This is a genomic window from Streptomyces sp. NPDC107550, from assembly GCF_055639095.1.
Genome location: NZ_JBVKBC010000017.1, coordinates 22,488 through 37,206 on the forward strand (window position 1 = coordinate 22,488; position 14,719 = coordinate 37,206).

Genomic DNA, 14,719 nt, shown 5'->3' on the forward strand with positions numbered 1-14,719 from the left:
GCGTGGTGCCCTTTCGGGAGTCCCTTTTCGGGAGGGTGGTGGCGGCCGCCCCGGAGGGCGGCCTGGTTGCTATCGGTCCCCGAAGATCGTGCGGTGCCAGTCCTTGCGGGCGACCGCGGTGTTGTCGTACATGACGTGCTTGATCTGCGTGTACTCCTCGAAGGAGTAGGCGGACATGTCCTTGCCGAAGCCGGACGCCTTGTAGCCGCCGTGCGGCATCTCGCTCAGGATCGGGATGTGGTCGTTGACCCACACGCAGCCGGCCTTGATCTCGCGGGTGGCGCGGCCCGCGCGGAAGACGTCGGTCGTCCAGGCGGAGGCGGCGAGGCCGTAGGGCGTGTCGTTGGCGAGCGCGATGCCTTCCTCGTCGGTGTCGAAGGGCAGGACGACGAGGACCGGGCCGAAGATCTCGGACTGCACGATCTCGCTGTCCTGCGCGGCGTCCACGACGAGGGTGGGCCGGTAGTAGGCGCCGGCCGCCAGGTCGCCGCCGGGGGCCTCGCCGCCGGTGACCACGCGCGCGTAGCCGCGGGCGCGGTCGACGAAACCGGCGACGCGGTCGCGCTGGGCGTGGGAGATCAGCGGGCCGAGGTCGGTGTCGGCGGCGAACGGGTCGCCGAGGCGGACGCTCTCCATGAGGGCGGCGGTCCGCTCGACGAAGGCGTCGTACAGGGGGCGCTGCACGTACGCGCGCGTGGCGGCGGTGCAGTCCTGGCCGGTGTTGATGAGGGAGCCGGCGACGGCGCCGTTGGCGGCGGCCTCCAGGTCGGCGTCGTCGAAGACGAGGAAGGGGGCCTTGCCGCCCAGCTCCAGGTGGAGCCGCTTGACGGTGGCGGTGGCGATCTCGGCGACGCGCTTGCCGACGCCGGTGGAGCCGGTGAAGGAGGTCATGGCGACGTCCGGGTGGCCCACCAGGTGCTCGCCCGCGTCCTTGCCCGCGCCGGTGACGACGTTGATGACACCGTCGGGGATGCCGGCCTCCTTGGCTGCCTCGGCGAACAGCAGCGAGGTGAAGGGGGTCAGCTCGGCGGGCTTCAGGACGATCGTGTTGCCGGCGGCGACCGCCGGGAGGATCTTCCAGGCGGCCATCTGGAGGGGGTAGTTCCAGGGGGCGATGGACCCGACGACGCCGATCGGCTCACGGCGTACGTAGGAGGTGTGATCGGCGCTGTACTCCCCGGCGGACTGGCCCTGGAGGTGGCGGGCGGCGCCGGCGAAGAACGCGGCGTTGTCGACCGTGCCCGGTACGTCGAACTCGCGGCTCAGCTTGATCGGCTTGCCGCACTGCAACGACTCGGCCTGCGCGAACTCCTCCGCCCGCTCGGCGAGCACGCCCGCGAACCGGTGCAGGGCCTCGGAGCGCTCGCCCGGGGTCGCGCCCGCCCAGCCGGGGAAGGCGGCCTTGGCGGCGGCGACGGCGGCGTCCACGTCGGCGGTGCCGGCCAGTTCGTAGGTGAGGACGTCCTTGCCGGTCGCCGGGTCGACGACGGTGTGGGTACGTCCCGAGGTGCCCCGGGTCAGCTTGCCGCCGATGAAGTGGGCGCCGTCGGCGAAGCGGTCCTGCGCGGGGAAGGGGTTGTGCATGAAATTCTCGCTCTCGCTCTCCTCCGCCGACGTCCCGTCCCAGGGCTCCGGCGTGGCTCCAGCTCGATTTGAGTGCCGATCCTGACAGACGGCCACTACCCCAACAAGTGATTCCGTTGTTGCCTTTTGGTTACGCGACGGAATCTGTCGACCGAGTGTCGAGTCCCCCTGGAAAACCCAGGACGGAGTGTCAGTGGTGCGTGCCAGACTCGCGTGCATGGGGATCACGGGGGGCGAGATGAACATCGTGGACAAGGAGTCGCTGGTCACGGCCGTGGCGTCCGGGGCGAGAGTGCGCTATCTGCACTTTTGGGGGCACACCCCGCGCCGGGAGGGCGTGCTCGGGCCGGAGTGCCTGAGCCAGTGGTGGCCCTCGCCCTTCACGGTGGACGGCGTGCGGTACGCGACCGCCGAGCACTGGATGATGGCGGCGAAGGCCCGCCTGTTCGGCGACGCGGAGGCGCTGCGGCGGGCCCTGGAGGCGGGTCACCCGGCCGAGGCGAAGAAGGCGGGGCGGCTGGTGCGCGGCTTCGACGAGGCGGTCTGGGAGCGGGAGCGCTTCGGCGTGGTGGTGGAGGGCAGCGTCCACAAGTTCGCCTCGGACCCGGCGCTGCGGGCGTATCTGCTCGGCACCGGCGACCGCGTCCTGGTCGAGGCGAGCCCCGTGGACCGCGTCTGGGGCATCGGCCTGCCCGCGACGCACGAAGCGGCGGATGACCCGTCCCGCTGGCCCGGCCCCAACCTCCTGGGCTTCGCCCTCGTGCAAGCCAGAACCCACCTCAGCGCCGAGAAGTAACGCCCCCGATAAAGGGAGCGCACGAAGTGCGCCCCGCAGGGGCGCGGGGAACTGCGCGCCCAGCCCCCACGCACCGACACGAGACCACGCACAGGAAGCCCCCCGGATAAAGGCAGCGCACGAAGTGCGCACCGCAGGGGCGCGAGGAACTGCGCGCTCAACCCCCACCGCCCCGCACAGGGACCACGCGGGGAACTGCGCGATCACCCAGCCCCCCGCACGCATCCGCCCCTCTCAGACGACCCCGAACCGCCCAGGCCCCGCCTCCCTGACCACCCCGCAAGCAACCAACCGCTCCAGATGCCACCGCACCGTACGCCGCTCGACAGGCAAGACATGCGCCCCCTGGACATGCGCCCGATAGACAAGCCGGTGCGCGACCATCTCGTCGAGGGTGCGCGGCTCCCGCAAGAACTCCCGAAGCCGCTCCTCCCGCCGCCCGACCACCCCCGCATACGCGTCGAGCCGCCCGCGGAACTCCTCGGCGCCCTCCACGACGCCCTTCTGATGCGCGGTGCCGTACCAGCGCGCGTCGATCTCCCGCACCCGGCGCAGCGACGCCTCGAAGTCGGTCAGGCTGCTGCCGACGTCCCCGTAGTACGGGCCGAAGGAGGTCAGGTCGATGTCCGCGACGAAGAAGAATCCGTCCGGTTCGACGAGGAAGCCGCAGTGCCCGGCGGTGTGCCCCGGCAGATGCACGACGGTCACCGTCCGCCCGCCGAGGTCGAAGACGGCCCCGTCGGCGAACCCCCGCGCGTCCGGCCGCCCCCGCACCCCGAACCGCTCCCGCATGTGCCGGTCCGCCTCGGCCGCCGCCGCGTCCGGCAGCCCGGCCCCGGCGACGAGCGCGGCCCGCGACCGCACCGCGCCCAGGTCCTCGTGGTGGACGTGGACGGCCGCCTCGTAACGGTCGAGCCCGGCGATGTGGTCCTCGTGGGCGTGGCTGACGAGCACGAGATCGGCGGCCGGCGGCGCGGCGAGCAGCCCGAGGGACGGGTCGATGAGGAGCGTGGCGTCCCGGCCGTGCACGAGCACCGAGTTGGCGTACGGGTAGGCGCCCCGCTCGGGGCCGACGAGGACCCGTACCTGCCCGTACGCGACAGGGGTGGGCGGGGCCGGGGGTCCGGCGGGGTCTGCGGTCACGGTGCGGCCTTCCTTCGTTCGCTGGACAAAGCGCGGCTGAAGCACGTCTACCGCACGTGTAGGTACGGCAGTTGACCAGCCCCCCTCCCCTCACCGGACAGCCGCCCCCGAACCACCACCCCCAGGGCGCACGGCACCGGCCCCGCACCACGCCCCGCCGGCCCGGGCCGGCGCCCGCATACGATGACCCGGACCCCGATCAGCCGATCACCCAAGTTCCTGGGGAGGAATCCGTGAGCCAGAGCCTGCAGACCTTCATCGCCGGACTGCCCAAAGCCGAACTGCACGTCCACCATGTCGGCTCCGCCTCCCCGCGGATCGTCGCCGAGCTGGCCGCCCGGCACCCCGACTCGAAGGTGCCGACGGACGCGGAGGCGCTCGCGGACTTCTTCCAGTTCACGGACTTCGCGCACTTCATCGACGTGTATCTGTCGGTCGTGGACCTGATCCGCACCCCGGAGGACGTCCGTCTGCTCACCTTCGAGGTGGCCCGCGACATGGCCCGGCAGAACGTGCGGTACGCCGAGCTGACCCTCACCCCGTACTCCTCGACCCGGCGCGGTATCGACGCCCGCGCGTTCATGGACGCGATCGAGGACGCCCGCAAGGCGGCGGAGGCCGAGTTCGGCACCGTGCTGCGCTGGTGCTTCGACATCCCCGGCGAGGCGGGCCTGGAGTCGGCGCGCGAGACGGTACGGCTGGCGACGGACGACGCGCTGCGCCCCGAGGGCCTGGTCTCCTTCGGCCTCGGCGGGCCCGAGATCGGTGTGCCGCGCCCGCAGTTCAAGCCGTACTTCGACCGGGCCATCGCGGCGGGCCTGCGCTCGGTGCCGCACGCGGGCGAGACGACAGGACCGCAGACGGTGTGGGACGCGCTGGTCCACCTGGGCGCGGAGCGTATCGGGCACGGCACGTCCGCGGCGCAGGACCCCACGCTGCTGCGGCACCTCGCGGAGAACGGCATCCCGCTGGAGGTGTGCCCCACGTCGAACATCGCCACGCGCGCGGTCGCCACCCTGGAGGAGCACCCGCTCAAGCAGTTCGTGGACGCGGGCGTCATTGTCACGATCAACTCCGACGACCCGCCGATGTTCGCCACCGACCTCAACACGGAGTACGCGGTCGCCGCGCGCCTCCTCGGGCTCGACGAGCGGGGCGTGGCGGCGCTGGCGAAGAACGCGGTGCTGGCGTCCTTCCTGGACGGCGCGGGCAAGGCGCGGATCACGAAGGAGATCGACGCGTACACGGAGACGCACCTGTCGTCCCTGTGACGCCGTCGCCTCTGTGACCCGCGCCCGCCACGACCGCTGAGAGAAACCGAACCACAGCCGCCACAGTCACCACAGCCGCCACAATGGTCGCCATGCGTACCGTGACTGCCGTGGCCCACCGAGGCGACCCCTACCGCGTCCGCGAGAACACCCTGCCCTCCCTGCGTTCCGCGCTGGACCTGGGCGCGGACGCGGTGGAGATCGACGTCCGTCTGACCAGGGACGGCGTGCCGGTCCTGTTGCACGACGCCTCCCTGAAACGGCTGTGGGAGCACGACCGCCCGCTCTCCGCGCTCTCGGCCGACGAGGTGCGCGGCCTCACCGCGGGCGGCGTCCCGACGCTCGCCGAGGCGCTCGGCGTGCTGAGCGCGTACGGCGACGCCCGGGTGATGCTCGACCTGCCCGGCGCGGACGCCCGTACGGTCCGTACCGTCGTCGGTGTCGTCGCCGAGTGCGGCGCGGCGGAACGGGCGTACTACTGCGCGGGCGCCCAGACCATGCTGAAGGTGCGCGCCGCCGACCCCGCCGCCGAGATCGCGCTGACGTGGACGACGCTGGCCCCGCCACGCCCCGCGCTGCTCGACGCGGTCCGCCCGCGCTGGCTCAACTACCGCTTCCCGCTGCTGACCCGGGACCTCGTGGCCCGCGTCCACCGCGACGGACACCTCGTCTCCGCGTGGACGCCGGACACCCGGCGCGCGATGCGCCGCCTGCTCGACGCGGGCGTCGACTCGATCACCACGAACCGCGTCGACGCCCTCACGTCCCTGCGCCGCCCGGCCTGACCGCCTTCGACGGCGGCGAGAATACGGGCATGGAGTTCTTCTGCTATCACCGTGACCGGCCCGACTCCCTCGCTCTGCGCAGGGAGTTGCTGGAGGCGCACTGGTCGTACATGGACGGGTACGACAAGGAACTGATCGCCCGCGGACCGACGTTCACCTCGTACGAGGAAGGGGACGACGCGGCGCCGACAGGCAGTGTGCACATCGTGGACCTGCCGGACCCGGCGGCGGCGCGCGCGTTCGCGTTCGACGAGCCCGGTTATCAGGCCGGCGCCTACCGGGACGTGCTGCTGAGGCGCTGGCGCAATCTGCTGGGCCGCACGATGTGGGAGTTCCCCGGCGGGCGCACGGGCGACGCCGACCGCTTCCTCGTCCTCGGCCTGGCCCCGGCCGCCGCGGCGCCGGTGCTGCCTGACGCCCGCGAGGACCTGATCGCGTACGGCCCGCTGCTCTCCGACGACGGCACCCGCTGGCTGGGCACGGCCGCCCTCGTCCGCGCCCCCTCCCCGCAGGCGGCCCGGGACCTGCTCACGCCCGAGCGGCACGCCCATGTGGAGTCGCACGCCTGGGAGTTCGGCGGCCGCCGCTGACGGACGGCGCCGAGCCGGCACACTCCCCGGCCCGGTGCTCCGCGCGGTGCCTCATCCAGACGACCACGTCGAGGACCCGCAGCACCCCGACCCCCTCCGGCACCCCCGCGTCCCGCCGCAACCGCTCCAACTCCCGTTGCAGAGACCGGCCTTCGGCGCGCAGCGCGCTGTGCAGGGGACGCCAGTAGGACGCGGGGAGACCGGAAGGTCGCCTTCGAGCAGTCGCAGGGCGACCTTCACGGGCACGGTGACCGACAGCGTCTGGACGGCGACGAGGTCGTCGGCGGTCACCGTGTCCGCGACGCCCGCCCGGTCCCCTCCCCCGGCCAGCCGCTCGAACCGGGCACCGGTGTAGGGGGCGCCCGGTCGTCCTCGACCATGCTCGCCAGCCGCCGCGCGAACGCCGTATCGCTCATCGCCCCATCCTGCGCCACCCGGCCGAGTCGGGTCGGGTCGGGTCGGGTCAGGCGTCGTCCGGCCAGTTCAGGCGGCGCGCGCCCGGGAGCCGTACGGCGACGACCATGAGGGCGGCCGTCACGCCGCCCAGCGTCATGACCGTCGAGGGCGAGCTGACGTCGACGACGACTCCGCCGGCCAGGGCGCCGAGGGCGAACGTGGCCTGGAACGACGCGGTGAACAGGACGGAGGCGGCCTCGGGGGCGTCAGGACTCGCCTTCGTGAACCATGTCTGGGAGGCGACGGGCACCGCCCCGTACGCCACGCCCCAGACGGTCAGGAGGGCGACGGCACCGGCGTTCCACCGGCCCAGCACCGGCAGGAGCAGGGTCGCGGCGGCGATCATCCCGGCGGCGGTACCGAAGACGGCCCGCGGGTGGCGTGCGACCAGGGAGCCGCCCAGGAAGTTGCCGAGCACGCCCGCCACGCCGTAGACGAGCAGGAAGACGGTGACGAGCCCGGCACCCGCGCCGGTGACCCGCTCAAGGAACGGGGTGACGTAGGTGTACGTACCGAAGTGCGCCGACACCACCAGAACGGTCAGGAGCAGGGCGTACCGCGTGGCGGCGCGGTGGAGCGTGCCCCGCAGGACGCCCAGGCGGGTGGTCCGGCGCGGGGGCAGGGGCGGCATGACGGCCGGCAGCATGATGAGTACGCCTACGGTGAGGCCGCCCAGGGCGACGAACGCGGTCCGCCAGCCGGCCAGGTCGCCGAGGAGCGTGCCGGCCGGTACGCCGAGTACGGAGCCCAGAGGCACCGCCGAGAAGATCACCGCGGTGGCCCGGCCCACGGACGCGGCGGGGACCAGGCGCTGGGCCAGTGAGGCGCCGATGGACCAGAAGCCGCCGATGACGATGCCGACGAGGACGCGGGAGACCAGGACCAGCCAGTAGGCGGGGGCCGCCGCCGCCAGGAAGTTCGCCGCGGCGAGCAGGGCCATGAAGGCGCACAGCATAAGACGGCGGTCGATCCGCGCGGTCACGACGGTGACGAGGGGTGCGGCGAGCGCCGCGAGGAGTCCGGGCATGGTCATCATCAGTCCGGCCATGCCGTCGGAGACGGTGAAGCTCGCCCCGATCCGCGTCAGCAGGCCGATGGGAAGGATCTCCGTGGTGACGATGGAGAAGATGCCCAGCGTCACCGCGACGACGCCCGGCCAACCGGCCATCGGTGAGCGGGTCGCCGCGGAGCCGGCCGTAGCGGAGCTGGTCATCGGTGAGCCGGGCAGGGGATCGGTCCCGCCGGGATCGCGTGTGGTGCCGGTGGTGGATGCGGCCATGGATTCCGTCCCGTGACGACCTGTGAGGAGTGGGCTGGTGCCTGATCACTTCAACAGGAGCGGCGGGGCGGGGGCTGGCAGGTATGCGACATGAACGACGCCGCGAACGGTGACGTCGGAAATCCGCTCATCGCGCCGCCGCGGCCGTCGCAGGAGGCCGGTTCGAGAAAGGTTCGGGGAAGGAAGGCGGGGGCGGCCCGCGCTGAACGGGGCCGCCCGGTGTGTCACAGCCCGGCGATGGCGTTCCAGCGCTTGGCGAACTCCGTGCGCTCGTTCGGGCGGATGTCGCGGGCGATGGCGAGACGGGAGCGCATCGTGTCGTCCGGGAAGATCAGCGGGTCGGCGGCGAGAGCCGCGCGGTCCTTGTCCTTGGAGTCGGCGAGGATGTCGCGGGCGGCGGGCACAGGGCAGACGTAGTTGACCCACGCGGCGAGGTCGGCGGCGACCTCGGGCCGGTAGTAGTAGTCGATGAGCTGCTCGGCGTTGGCCTTGTGGTCCGCGAGGTCGGGGATCATCAGGGACTCGGCCCACAGCTCGGCGCCCTCCTCGGGCACGACGAACTCGATGTCGGGGTCGTCGGCCTTGAGCTGGATGACGTCGCCGCTGTACGCCTGGCAGGCGAGGACGTCGCCGCTGGAGAGGTCCTTGATGTAGTCGTTGCCGGTGAAGCGGCGGATGTGCTTGGTCTTGACGAGCTTCTCGACCTGGTCGCACACCTTGTGGAAGTCGTCGGGGGTCCATTTGGTGATGTCGACGCCGTTGCCCTGCATGAGCAGCGCGAAGGACTCGTCGAGCCCCGACAGCAGCGTGACGCGTCCGCGCAGATCGTCGGCCCACAGGTCGGACACGTGCTTGATCTCGCGGCCGAGGCGCCGCTTGTTGTACGCGATGCCGGTGATGCCCGACTGCCAGGGCACGGTGAAGCGGCGGCCCGGGTCGAAGGCGGGCTTGCGCAGCAGCGGGTCGAGGTACTTGGCGACGTGCGGCTGGCGGGCGCGGTCCATCTCCTGCACCCAGCCGAGGCGTACGAACCGCGAGCACATCCAGTCGGAGATGACGATGAGGTCGCGGCCGGTCTTCTGATGGTTCATCAGCGAGGGGCTGATCTTCCCGAAGAACTCGTCGTTGTCGTTGATCTCTTCGGTGTACTTGACCTGGATGCCGGAGTGCTTCTCGAACGCGTCCAGCGTCGGCCGCCGCGACGGGTTCTTGTCGTCCACGTCGATGTACAGGGGCCAGTTCGCCCAGGTCAGGCGCTTGTCGGAGGCGGAGGTGTCCTGGCCGGCACGGTCGCCGGGCGCCACGTACGCGGCGGGCACCCCGCAGCCGGTGGCGAGGGCGCCGACCGCCGCGGCCGTGGCGCCACCGCCCAGGGCGCGCAGCAGGGAACGGCGGGTCACACGGGGTGTCATCGGGTTCGCTCGCACGGACGCAGGATGCCCGGCCCCGGCGGCCCCCGACAATGGACGCTGCGTCGAGCCGGAGCCCCCAGCGCCTACCACCCTGTCGATCTTTCCCCCGCGAAAACCATGCCTCCGCCCCGCGTTCACACCGCCCCGAGCCAGCCCACCAGCTCCCCGGCCCGCACCCGGCGCAGCCCCTCGGCCGCGTCCGCGTCGCCCGGGAACAGCCGGTACAGGGTGCCGCCCGCCGCGTCACCGGCGCCCGGCAGGTCCCCGTACTCCAGGGCGGCGAAGACCCGGCGGCCGTCGAGCCGGGGCGTGGCGCACCGCGCCTCCGGCTCCCAGCCCTCGCGCACGCGCAGCGCGAAGTCGGCGCGCGGCTCGCCGGGCAGACGGCGGTGGACGTGGTGGGTGCCGTCGAGGTCGCGTACGAGGATGTCGCCGTCGGTGCGGGCGGCAGCGGCCCAGCAGGCGACGTCCCACAGGGTGGCCCGGTCACCGGCCTGGAACGCGTCGAGCAGGTCGCGGCCGAGGCGGCGCAGCCCGTCCTTGTGCCGCCACACGTGGTGGTTGCCGTCGCCGGCCGGCAGGGTCACGTCCGCCCACCAGGCGCGCAGGGTACGCAGATCGACGACGGCCGGGACCAGCGCCTTCGCGTCGGCGGCGAGGTCGAGGCGCTGACGCACGGCCCGCGCGTCGAACCGGCCGCGCGCGCCCCGGGCGACGTCCATGAACCCGGTGAAGGCGTCGGGCAGCTGGTCGAAGGGGATGTCGTTGTAGGCGAGGACGACGGGGACCACGAACCGCGCGCCGCCTTCGCGCAGCCGCCCGAGGTCCAGGTCGACGTACTCGGTGGCGCCGTGCGGCGCGGGCGCGGAGGTCAGGTCCCCGGAGTGCAGCGCGGCCCGGCCGCCCCACTCCAGGCAGGTGTAGTCGCACAGGCCGACGAAGCGCCACCGGTCGTCGTAGAGGGCGACGGACAGATCGAGGTCGACGCGCTGTCCCTTGGCCTGCATCCAGTGCAGGAACAGCCGCAGCACCCGCCCCTCGCCCGGGTCGGGCACACGCAGGGCGCTGCCGCGCGGCACGGCGACCAGCGACGCGGCGCCGGCACGCTCGGCGTAGGGCACGGGCAGGTCGGCGAGGCGGGCGTCGAGCACGGCGATGTCGTACCGCTCCCCGGGGACCTGTCCGGCGCCCGCCACCATGCGGCGCACGGCTTCCGCCTCGATGAGTTCGGCGGCGCGCTCGGCCGTCCGGCGCGGCAGCGGGGGCCTCGTGTCGTCGACGGCGTACGCCGTGGTGACCCGGCCGCGCGGGAAGAAGACGCGGCGGTGGCCGGGGGCGGCGCGCACGGCGAGGCGGCCCCAGGCGCCGAGCAGCGGGCCGGTCCCGGCGCCGGGCAGGGCGGTGCGCAGGGCGTCGCTGATGTGCGCGGGGACGTCGTCGCCGGCGCTGCGGGCCAGCAACACGTCGAGTCTGCGCAGGAGTTCGCCGGGCCGGTCGGCCAGCAGCTCGGCGGCCCGGCCGGTGTCCCAGGCGGCGAGCGCGGCCTCGACACGGGCGGCCCAGGTCGTCACGCGGACCCGGTCGCCGGTGAGACGGGCGGTGTTCTCGTGCCGGGCGAGTTCGCCGCGCAGGGCGTCAGCGAGGGGCCCTTGGCCGGGCAGGGGCAGGTCGCGCAGGGCGGCGAAGGCGAGCGCGGCGCGCGGGTGGTGGCGGGCATGGGCGGGCTCGAAGGGGTGCAGGAGTTCCCCGACGCGCTTGAACGCGGCGGGCCGCCGCCGCATGTCCTGGACGAGGTCCGCGAGGTCGAGCCGGTCGAGGACGGCGAGCAGGGCGCGGCGCAGCGGGCGCGGCGCCCCGCGCAGGCGTACCGGCGTGAGCAGGTCGGGGTCGCCGCCGGAGCGGACGGTGAGCAGCCGCAGGACGTCGGTGGCGGTGTCGGCGTACCGGGCGAGAGCGCTCGTGTCGTACTCGGCGAGCCGGGCGAGGACGAGGGCCTTGGACTCCCGTACGGGGATGTGCGGGGGCGCGATGCGCGCGAGGGCGCCGGGGTCGCGGGAGTCGAGGAGGAGGACGAGGTCGTCGCGGTCCTGGACGCCGAGCGGGGTCGTACGGGCGAGCAGGGCGCGCAGTTCGGCGTCGGTGTCGTCGGTGAGGGAGGTGCTGAGGCCGAGCACGCCGAGGGTGCGGGCCTCGCCGTCGACGGCGGGCACGGCGAGCCAGGGCCGGTCGTCGTCGCCCGCGAACGGGATGAGGCAGACCGGGCAGGCGTCGGCGTTCCAGCAGTCGGTGCAGCAGCCGGCGCCGGAGCCGAGGCAGGCGCCGCACACGAGGTGGGCGCAGGGGGCGAGGGCGCGTACGTCGCCGGGGGTGCCGCAGTTCATGCAGGGCTGGTGGGGCTGGGCGCCGAGCGCGGCGAGGATGTGCCCGGTGTAGAGGCGGTGGGCCCGCTCGTGGGGCACGTCCTGCGGGAAGCCGGCGAACAGGGGTGTGTGGCGGCGGTCGGCGCCGGTCAGCGCGGCGGTCTCGGCGAGCAGCCAGGTGCCGGCGGCGGCGAGGGCGGCCTCGGGGAGAGCGGCGAGGGCGGCGCGCAGCGGGGCGCTCACCACATGGCCGAGCGCGGCGAGTTCGGCTTCGAGGACGACGACACCGGCGGCGGTGGCGGCGGTCGGCCCGGGACCGGAGGGCAGGTGGACGCGTGCCCGGCGGCGCAGCAGCAGCGCGCTCAGCTCCCGGTCCCGCGCCGTGTCCTTCATGGCCTGCCCCATCCCCGTGTCCGTCCTCCCGCCGCCCGCCGAGCGCGATGGCTCGTACGGCATGAGGAAGCGGGGGCGGGAAGGGGGCGCACTACGGCTCTCTTCATGAGTAAGAAGAAGGAAGCACGCCGCGGAGCCGCCCCCGCGCGCCTCACTCTAGATCGGCGCCGCGACCCCCCGCACCCGGATATCGCCCCGCCGCCCCAAGCCCCGGCCCGCGCCTCTCCGGGGCCCCCGGTGCGTGGTCATCTGCGGCCCGGCGGAGGCTGATCGCGCAGTTCCCCGCGCCCCGATCGGGGCACAACCGTGCGCGGTCACCCGCGGCCCCGCGGGGGCTGATCGCGCAGTTCCCCGCGCCCCTACCGGGGCACAACCGTGCGTGGTCATCTTTCGGTCGGGGGTGGCTGAGCGCGCAGTTCCCCGCGCCCCTGGAGGGGCGACTGCGTCGCCGCCTCCCCCCGGGGAGCAGCGGGAGGGGCGACTTCGTCGCCGCCCCCGCCGGGGAGCTGGGGCGAAGCCCCGCTTCCCCAAGGGGAAGCTGCACGCAGTGCATGCTTCAGGGGCGCGGGGAACTGCGCGAGAAGCCCCACCCACCCGCAGACAACCGACTACCCAGGGGCGCGGGGAACTGCGCAAAAAACCAGAACGCCCCGCACCTGAGAAAGGGCGCCCACTACAACTCGCCGCCCGCAGCCCGCGCCACCGCCCGCAAATACCTCCGCGTCACCCAGAGTTGGACGCCCCGGGCGACGGGCCCGGCGGCGCGGGTGTACCAGCGGCCGGGACGGGAGAAGGCGCGGACGCGGAACCAGACGGTGCCGTCGGCGTCGCGGGTGACGACGAACGCCTCCTCACCGCACTCGGGATGCCCCCGCAGCGTCCCGTACGCGAACCCGGTGCGCTCCGGCTCCCGCACGACGCGGACGACCCGGCACGGGATGCGCGGGCCGGGCAGCAGCGGCGGGCGCAGGACGACGTCGGCGCCCGGCGTCACGTCCGCGGGCGGGGTGACACGCAGGCCGGCGCCGCGCTGGGCGCCCCACGCGAGGACCGCCGCGCCGGCCCGCTCGAAGCATCGCTGCCCCGAGCCGAGCCGGACACGGCGGTCCAGGTGGGCGTAGCCCGGCGGCAGTTCACGTGCCGCCAGACTCGCGCCGACTTCCTCGTAGGTGACCTCCACCTGGGCGGGTCAGCCTTCCAGGGACGTCATGACGTGCTTGATGCGCGTGTAGTCCTCGAAGCCGTAGCCGGAGAGGTCCTTGCCGTAGCCGGACTTCTTGAAGCCGCCGTGCGGCATCTCGGCGACGAGCGGGATGTGGGTGTTGATCCACACGCAGCCGAAGTCGAGGGCCTTGGACATGCGCATCGCGCGCGCGTGGTCCTTGGTCCACACCGAGGAGGCGAGGGCGTAGTCGACGCCGTTGGCGTACGAGAGGGCCTGCTCCTCGTCGGTGAAGGACTGGACGGTGATGACCGGGCCGAAGACCTCGTTCTGGATGATCTCGTCGTCCTGCTTGAGGCCGGAGACGACGGTCGGGGCGTAGAAGTAGCCCTTGTCGCCGACGCGGTGGCCGCCGGCCTCGACCTTGGCGTGGGCGGGGAGGCGCTCGATGAACCCGGTGACCTGCTTGAGCTGGTTGGGGTTGTTGAGCGGGCCGTACAGCACGTCCTCGTCGTCCGGCATGCCGGTCTTCGTCTCGGCGGCGATCTTGGCGAGCGCGGTGACGAACTCGTCGTGCACGGAGGCGTGGACGAGGACGCGGGTGGCGGCGGTGCAGTCCTGCCCGGCGTTGAAGTAGCCGGCCTCGGCGATGCCCGCGGCGGCCTTGGCGATGTCGGCGTCCTCGAAGACGACGACGGGTGCCTTGCCGCCCAGTTCCAGGTGGACGCGCTTGAGGTCCTTGGCGGCGGACTCGGCGACCTGCATGCCGGCGCGCACGGAGCCGGTGATGGAGGCCATCGCCGGGGTGGGGTGCTCGACCATCATGCGGCCGGTGTCACGGTCGCCGCACACCACGTTGAAGACGCCCTTGGGGACGATGGAGCCGATGATCTCGGCCATCAGGACCGTGGAGGCGGGGGTGGTGTCCGAGGGCTTGAGGACGACCGTGTTGCCCGCGGCGAGCGCCGGGGCGAACTTCCACACGCCCATCATCATCGGGTAGTTCCACGGCGCGACCTGCGCGCAGACGCCGATCGGCTCGCGGCGTACGAAGGAGGTGAGGCCCTCCATGTACTCGCCGCCGGAGCGGCCCTCCAGCATGCGCGCGGCGCCCGCGAAGAAGCGGATCTGGTCCACCATCGGCGGGATCTCTTCGCTGCGGGTCAGGCCGGTCGGCTTGCCGGTGTTCTCGACCTCGGCGGCGATCAGCTCCTCGGCGCGCTCCTCGAACGCGTCGGCGATCTTCAGGAGGTACTTCTGGCGCTCGCCCGGCACCAGGTCGCGCCAGGCGGGGAACGCGGCCTCGGCGGCGGCCATGGCGGCGTCCACGTCGTCCTGTCCGGACAGCGGCGCGGTCGCGTACGCCTCGCCGGTGGCGGGGTTGACCACCTCGGTGGTCCGTCCGTCGGCGGCGTCCCGGAACTCACCGTCGATGTAGTTACGCAGACGACGCAGCTCACTGGTGCTCACTGCCGGCCCTCCTGACTG

Annotated in this window: 13 protein-coding genes; 4 read left to right on the forward strand and 9 right to left on the reverse strand. The window is 73.2% G+C overall.

Annotated features, from left to right (window positions below; all coding sequences use genetic code 11):
• Window positions 1–69: 69 nt before the first annotated feature.
• Window positions 70–1,584: a gamma-aminobutyraldehyde dehydrogenase gene (locus tag ACZ7LY_RS22030; RefSeq protein WP_471626362.1), complete on the reverse strand. Its 1,515-nt coding sequence runs from the start codon at window positions 1,582–1,584 to the stop codon at window positions 70–72.
• A gap of 217 nt (window positions 1,585–1,801) precedes the next feature.
• On the opposite strand from ACZ7LY_RS22030, the gene ACZ7LY_RS22035 reads away from it, so the two are divergent.
• The gene (locus ACZ7LY_RS22035; RefSeq protein ID WP_471626363.1) at window positions 1,802–2,380 is read left to right on the forward strand and encodes an NADAR family protein; all 579 of its coding nucleotides are present in this window, start codon (window positions 1,802–1,804) and stop codon (window positions 2,378–2,380) included.
• 234 nt (window positions 2,381–2,614) lie between these two features.
• Here the strand turns inward: ACZ7LY_RS22035 and ACZ7LY_RS22040 are convergent, their stop codons facing one another.
• A complete protein-coding gene (locus tag ACZ7LY_RS22040; RefSeq protein WP_471626364.1) occupies window positions 2,615–3,523 on the reverse strand; it encodes an MBL fold metallo-hydrolase in 909 nt (302 codons plus the stop codon).
• A 206-nt stretch (window positions 3,524–3,729) separates the two neighbouring features.
• Here ACZ7LY_RS22040 and ACZ7LY_RS22045 point away from each other — a divergent pair, with 206 nt between their 5' ends.
• From ACZ7LY_RS22045 to ACZ7LY_RS22055, 3 genes are all read left to right on the forward strand, one after another.
• The gene (locus ACZ7LY_RS22045; protein ID WP_471626463.1) at window positions 3,730–4,794 is read left to right on the forward strand and encodes an adenosine deaminase; all 1,065 of its coding nucleotides are present in this window, start codon (window positions 3,730–3,732) and stop codon (window positions 4,792–4,794) included.
• Between the two features lie 92 nt (window positions 4,795–4,886).
• Entirely contained in the window at window positions 4,887–5,579 is a 693-nt protein-coding gene (locus tag ACZ7LY_RS22050; protein ID WP_471626365.1) for a glycerophosphodiester phosphodiesterase, read from the forward strand.
• Between the two features lie 29 nt (window positions 5,580–5,608).
• On the forward strand, window positions 5,609–6,169 hold the full coding sequence (locus ACZ7LY_RS22055; RefSeq protein WP_471626366.1) for a YciI family protein: 561 nt from the start codon (window positions 5,609–5,611) through the stop codon (window positions 6,167–6,169).
• Here the strand turns inward: ACZ7LY_RS22055 and ACZ7LY_RS22060 are convergent.
• The 7 genes from ACZ7LY_RS22060 to ACZ7LY_RS22090 all read right to left on the reverse strand — a co-directional run bounded on the left by ACZ7LY_RS22060 (window position 6,108) and on the right by ACZ7LY_RS22090 (window position 14,701).
• The gene (locus tag ACZ7LY_RS22060; protein ID WP_471626464.1) at window positions 6,108–6,311 is read right to left on the reverse strand and encodes a DUF6308 family protein; all 204 of its coding nucleotides are present in this window, start codon (window positions 6,309–6,311) and stop codon (window positions 6,108–6,110) included. The two genes, ACZ7LY_RS22055 and ACZ7LY_RS22060, sit on opposite strands and share 62 nt — an antisense overlap.
• Window positions 6,221–6,499 carry a DUF6308 family protein gene (locus tag ACZ7LY_RS22065; RefSeq protein WP_471626465.1) on the reverse strand — a complete coding sequence of 93 codons (279 nt, stop codon included), beginning with the start codon at window positions 6,497–6,499 and terminating at the stop codon, window positions 6,221–6,223. Before ACZ7LY_RS22065 ends, ACZ7LY_RS22060 begins: the two co-directional genes overlap by 91 nt.
• A gap of 133 nt (window positions 6,500–6,632) precedes the next feature.
• The gene (locus ACZ7LY_RS22070; protein WP_471626367.1) at window positions 6,633–7,904 is read right to left on the reverse strand and encodes an MFS transporter; all 1,272 of its coding nucleotides are present in this window, start codon (window positions 7,902–7,904) and stop codon (window positions 6,633–6,635) included.
• A 224-nt stretch (window positions 7,905–8,128) separates the two neighbouring features.
• A complete protein-coding gene (locus tag ACZ7LY_RS22075) occupies window positions 8,129–9,316 on the reverse strand; it encodes a polyamine ABC transporter substrate-binding protein (RefSeq protein ID WP_471626368.1) in 1,188 nt (395 codons plus the stop codon).
• A 134-nt stretch (window positions 9,317–9,450) separates the two neighbouring features.
• Complete coding sequence (locus ACZ7LY_RS22080; RefSeq protein ID WP_471626369.1) at window positions 9,451–12,081, reverse strand: MXAN_6230/SCO0854 family RING domain-containing protein; 2,631 nt, start codon at window positions 12,079–12,081, stop codon at window positions 9,451–9,453.
• A gap of 661 nt (window positions 12,082–12,742) precedes the next feature.
• On the reverse strand, window positions 12,743–13,249 hold the full coding sequence (locus tag ACZ7LY_RS22085; RefSeq protein WP_471626370.1) for a DUF1990 family protein: 507 nt from the start codon (window positions 13,247–13,249) through the stop codon (window positions 12,743–12,745).
• 9 nt (window positions 13,250–13,258) lie between these two features.
• Window positions 13,259–14,701 (reverse strand): gamma-aminobutyraldehyde dehydrogenase, encoded by a 1,443-nt coding sequence (locus tag ACZ7LY_RS22090; RefSeq protein ID WP_471626371.1) that lies wholly within the window; start codon window positions 14,699–14,701, stop codon window positions 13,259–13,261.
• Between the last annotated feature and the right edge of the window lie 18 nt (window positions 14,702–14,719).

Coding starts and splice junctions, on each gene's coding strand:
- ACZ7LY_RS22030 (WP_471626362.1), bottom strand. CDS start 1,584: ATGCACAACCCCTTCCCCGCGCAGGACCGCTTCGCCGACGGCGCCCAC.
- ACZ7LY_RS22035 (WP_471626363.1), top strand. CDS start 1,802: ATGGGGATCACGGGGGGCGAGATGAACATCGTGGACAAGGAGTCGCTG.
- ACZ7LY_RS22050 (WP_471626365.1), top strand. CDS start 4,887: ATGCGTACCGTGACTGCCGTGGCCCACCGAGGCGACCCCTACCGCGTC.
- ACZ7LY_RS22055 (WP_471626366.1), top strand. CDS start 5,609: ATGGAGTTCTTCTGCTATCACCGTGACCGGCCCGACTCCCTCGCTCTG.
- ACZ7LY_RS22070 (WP_471626367.1), bottom strand. CDS start 7,904: ATGGCCGCATCCACCACCGGCACCACACGCGATCCCGGCGGGACCGAT.
- ACZ7LY_RS22075 (WP_471626368.1), bottom strand. CDS start 9,316: ATGACACCCCGTGTGACCCGCCGTTCCCTGCTGCGCGCCCTGGGCGGT.
- ACZ7LY_RS22080 (WP_471626369.1), bottom strand. CDS start 12,081: ATGGGGCAGGCCATGAAGGACACGGCGCGGGACCGGGAGCTGAGCGCG.